Origin of the sequence: Bartonella sp. MR30HLJHH, from assembly GCF_042194195.1 — a bacterium.
Taxonomy (GTDB): Bacteria; Pseudomonadota; Alphaproteobacteria; order Rhizobiales; family Rhizobiaceae; genus Bartonella; species Bartonella grahamii.
This window is the reverse complement of the sequence record NZ_JBHIMO010000038.1, coordinates 1-4848: the sequence shown is the minus strand read 5'-3', so window position 1 is coordinate 4848 and position 4848 is coordinate 1. Positions and strand designations below refer to the sequence as shown.

Annotated in this window: 4 protein-coding genes and 1 pseudogene; all 5 read left to right on the top strand. The window is 37.3% G+C overall.

Annotated features, from left to right (window positions below; genetic code table 11):
- On the top strand, window positions 1–1190 hold a 1190-nt coding region (locus ACFIKR_RS08670; protein WP_375659567.1), incomplete at its 5' end, for an HNH/ENDO VII family nuclease.
- A gap of 20 nt (window positions 1191–1210) precedes the next feature.
- Entirely contained in the window at window positions 1211–1681 is a 471-nt protein-coding gene (locus ACFIKR_RS08665) for an SMI1/KNR4 family protein (protein WP_015856207.1), read from the top strand.
- Complete coding sequence (locus ACFIKR_RS08660; RefSeq protein WP_375659566.1) at window positions 1678–2142, top strand: SMI1/KNR4 family protein; 465 nt, start codon at window positions 1678–1680, stop codon at window positions 2140–2142. The genes ACFIKR_RS08665 and ACFIKR_RS08660 overlap by 4 nt, the downstream gene beginning before the upstream one ends.
- Before the next feature lie 106 nt (window positions 2143–2248).
- A complete protein-coding gene (locus ACFIKR_RS08655) occupies window positions 2249–2728 on the top strand; it encodes an SMI1/KNR4 family protein (RefSeq protein ID WP_375659565.1) in 480 nt (159 codons plus the stop codon).
- Window positions 2728–4689, top strand: a pseudogene (locus ACFIKR_RS08650) (DUF6990 domain-containing protein). The gene ACFIKR_RS08655 and the pseudogene ACFIKR_RS08650 overlap by 1 nt, the downstream one beginning before the upstream one ends.
- The last annotated feature ends 159 nt before the right edge of the window (window positions 4690–4848 follow it).

Sequence of the window (4848 nt, the reverse complement as noted above, 5' to 3'; positions counted from 1 at the left end):
CTCAGAAGAAGAAAGAGTTAGAAGAGTGCCCTGATGATCAGTGTCGAAGAGAGGTTAACGAAAAATGGTTCGAGATTAGTGAAGAGCAAGATAGGATTTTTGAGATAGGTCTTGCGAAGGGTACGATTGTTGGTGCCGTAAAAGCAATAGGAAACGGAATATCTGAGACAGCTCATGACGTTAAAGAATTAGGATCGGCAATAGGAAACGGAATATATGCGACAGTTCATGACGTTAAAGAATTAGGATCGGCAATAGGAAACAGTTCAGTTGATGAGATCTATCAAAGTGCCCTTCAAGGCGTTGGAACAGCAAAAGCTTGGGCCACGAGTGGGCATATATTTGATGATGTCTGGGAAGGTGCTGGTCAACTTTGGGAAGGAGTTGGTCAATTCTGGGGAGGTGTTAAGGATTCCTTTAGAGGGCGTATAGATCACATAAAGGATTCCTTTGGGGGGCATATAGATCACATACATGAAACAATGGAGAAAGGGAGGGATGGAGCATTCAGTGCTGGTGCTGAATCTGGCGAAATGCTAGGTAAACCATTAGGAGATGTGGCTTATATAGTGGGTTCTACAGTGCTTACTGACGGTGCTGTTTCAGCAGCCAAGGGAGGTGCAAAGCTTGTTGGCAAGCTTGTAGAAAAAGATCTCATCAAATTCGCTGCTAAAACTGAAACAGCAGCTGTTAAGACAGGAGAGGAAATCGCTCAATCAATTGGAAAGATGAGTGATGAAATTGTTGCAACTCAATATTTGGGTCAGGAAAGAAAATTCTGGTCAGCGGATCCCATTGAGGTTGAGTTTGAAATGACTTACAAGGGAGAAAAAATTACTCAGACAAACAAAGTCTATCAAAGAGAAGATCTGTTTGATCCTAACCAGATTGTTAGTTGGGAAGAAAAAGGAAAAACGGTAGAGGGTACCAATATTGAGAGGATGAAAACAGGAAGGGCGCCTCTTGGCTTTGATGGCGATCCTATAGAGTTGCATCATATGTTGCAAATACAAGATGGCCCTATCGCAGAGATTAGAAAGACGTTTCATCAAAAATATACTTCTGTTATTCATATTTATCCTAAAACACAAAAATCGCTTATCGATAGAGATATGTTTGATAGATGGAGATCAAAATATTGGCAAGAACGGGCTAAGATTATAGAAGAAAAGATGAAGCTAAAAAAATAACAATTTATGGAGAACAAATTATGAAAACTTATACTTTATCTGATGTTGCACAATTAGTTGATAAATATAGTGATATTATTAATTTTGGCACTGCAGAGGATGCGGTAGAAGATATATGGGTAAAGAAAGCTGAGGAAACTCTTGGTTTGCAATTTACATCTTCTTACAAGAGTTTTTTGAAAAATTATAAAGGGGGGGAAATTGGTAGTGAGGAAATCTTTAGCGTTTATGCGGAGTATAAGGGCATTCATGCTGGTGATATTGTTTATCGAAATTTAAATGATATAAAAAATGGTTTAGCAAAACCACAGCGGCTTGTTGTGAGTAGAACAGATTTTGGTGAGACATTTTACTTTGATTACTCTCAGTTTCAGGATGGTGAATGTCCACTCTATTTTGAGGTAATATCTGGAGATCCCCTTTATTATGCAAGTAACTTTTATGAATTCCTTTGCAAAAAAATTAAGGAACATGCAGGGGAAGATTTATGAAAACCTATACCTTAGATGATGTTGTAGTACTAGTTGATAAATATAGCGATAGTATCGATTTTGGCACTACAGATGAAGCAGTTGATGATGTACTAATTGAAAAAGCAGAGAAAACTCTCGGTTTGCAGTTTACAACTTCCTACAAGAGTTTTTTAAAAAATTACGGAGGAGGAGAAATTGGTTATGAAGAAATAATGAGCGTTTATCTTATAGACTTTGAGATTGCACGTAGTGATGATATTGTTTACAATCACTTAACAGATATAAAAAATGGTTTAGCAAAACCACAACAGCTTGTCGTTTGTACAAATGATTTGGATGAGTCATTTTATTTTGATTATTCTCAGTTTCGGGATGGTGAATGCCCACTCTATGTTGAAATTGCATCTGGAGATTCAGAGCATTACGCAAGTAACTTCTATGAATTCCTCTGTAAAAGAATTATAGCTAATTTGGAATGACGCTTTTTGTCGGGCGGTTTCCTTTTGAAATACACTGTTAAAGCCGTCATTCTTTTTTGTTTTCAAAAAATGCAAGAATTGTTAATCCCTTTTAGGAGGATCATCTATGAAAACCTATACCTTAGATGATGTTGCAGTATTAATTGATAAAGTGAATAAATATGATGAAGAGATTATCAATTTTGGTTCTGCAGAGGATGCTCCTGATGATATATTGATTGAAAAGGCTGAGAGAACTCTTGGTTTACAATTCACCTCGTCCTACAAAAGTTTTTTAAAAAATTATGGAGGAGGAGAAATTGGTTATGAGGAAATTTTTAGCATTTATAACGCAAGTTTTGAAGATAATCCTGCTGGTGATATTGTGCATAAAAACTTATATCATAGGAAACATGGTTTTGCGACATCAGAACAGCTTGTTGTGAGTAGAACTGATTTTGGTGAGACATTTTACTTTGATTATACTCAGTTTCGAGATGGAGAGTGTCCGCTCTATCTTAAGTTTCCACCTAGCGATCCCCAGTATTACGCAAGTAATTTTTATGAATTTCTCTGTAAAAGAATTATGGAACATGCTGGGGGGTAATGACGATTCAAACTAAAGACGCAACAGAGATTTTAAAAAAAGTTGGTTGGGAGCCCCATCGCGATGAAATGGGTGATATGTTTGCTTATTATCACCTCCCCGATCGCATAGTGCGTATTCATTATGGTGTCATAGATTATGGACGGGATAGCGGAAGATTGTGGGTTTCTGTCAGTCTTACTACTGCTGCTTATTGTCTTGGCTGTGAATATGCTAACGGTAAAGAATCTCAACCTCTATATGAGGATATGCTGATTTCTTCAGAAGAAGATTTTGGAGTTACAGCGCTGGAGTTTTTTGAAAACCACGTTAAGATAGCTTTAAACAAAGTGTTAGCTTGGGCGCAAGCACAAGATATTGAGAAAAAATTACGTGAAGAATCTGCTAATCGTTCTCTCGTTGCAAAGGCTCTACTCGGCGATACCGAAGCTTTAAGGAATTACAAACCTACACCTCAATTATATACACCAGAGTTTTCTGATTATGAAAAGATGACACAGGTTGAGCGCGTTATCTTTTTTGCTGAGGCTTATAAAAATAACGAATTGGATGACATTTTAACACGCAAAAAACCGAAACAGCGTTTGATGAGTCTTACAGCAGCAACACGCATTCTTAAAACCCAAGGGTGGTTTGCCACAGAGCCTGGAAAAATGTGGTTGGTTTTGCCCGACCGCTTCATTCAATTTGATTTTGGTTTTATACGTCTTCCAAATGATGATTACAATGTTCATCTTGAAGCAGAGATCTCCAACGAAGATATTTCTGTAGCTTGCCATTATATTCACGATAGTAGAAAATGTAGGCAGATATCAGCTACAAATATTTATCAGTCTTTTAATACGATTGGGGGAGGGGTTTTTAGTGGTGTTGATAAAGGGATTGATATTCGTGTAGAGACATTAAATGAGCAGGAGCTTATCAAAATTTCTGAGCGGGTAATACAATGGGCGCGTGCTCAGGATTTAGAAGCAGCGATAGAAAGCAAAGCGCTTGTTCAAAAATATAGCTCTTGTCCCGATATCCCATGGCATTTGGCTTGTTTAGCATTAACAGGTCAAATTGATGTCCTGAAATCCTATCAAAATGCCGTAAAAGCAGGTACGATTTCTGAATATTTAGATGACGATGATGTGGAAAAATATGTTAATCACGCTGTTCAATTTGCTGAAGAACATCTGACCGTTTTAAAGGAGCGAGAGGCGGCGGATGCACGTATTGGTGTACAATCTTTGGCTCTTCTTAATACAGTTTCTGAAACATTAAAAATGATGAACTGGACAGTCTATTGCGACAAAAATTATAATCGTAATGCCTATTTTATAAGCAAAGACCGTATCATTAATATAATGTACAGTCTTGATAGAAAAGGAAAAACACCGATCGTTATATTCAAGGCTTCACTTTCAACACTTGCCTTTTCCACTGCTCATAGGGATGTTTTTCCCGAGAATCCTCAATATATAGCTCTCAAAGAGGCAGAAGAAGTTTATACAGTTTTTAGTGTTGAAGTTGAAGAAGGCAAACTAAAGCAAATCTGTGTGGATATTCTTAAATGGGCTGATAACCAAAACACCAACCAAATCATCTATGATTATGCGGCGTTGCCAACAAACAGTGAATTTTGCCTTGCAGAATTTCACCTTATTGCACTTATTTTAACTGGCAATGTCAAAAAACTTAAGTTTTATAAGGAGAGTTTTCAAAGAAAAAACCGTCTAGGCTTTGTAGATACTATCACAAAATATGATATTGACAACGCGCTTAATCTTGCCCAGCGTTATTGAACAGGTTTTCCTAAAAACGTTCCAATTTTGAGTTTGGATCCGCAAACAGTATCTGTTGCCTCCAAAACAACTTTTGTTGAAGTGGCAGGGGAAGTGGATGAAGCAGATGATAATGATGACTGTCTCACCATGGAAAGTGCTGATCCTTTAAGCCTTTCAAAAGATAGCTTGTAACTTATAAGAAATGCTATCAAAACTATTATGGTACTTAGTTTTGAGGATTTTGAGGGTTCCTTTTACTCCCCCCTTTATATATTTTTTTTCAATCAAAAATAAAATAATACATATAAGAAGCACCCCCAAAGCCCCCCAAAATTAATGATGGGGAGTGCT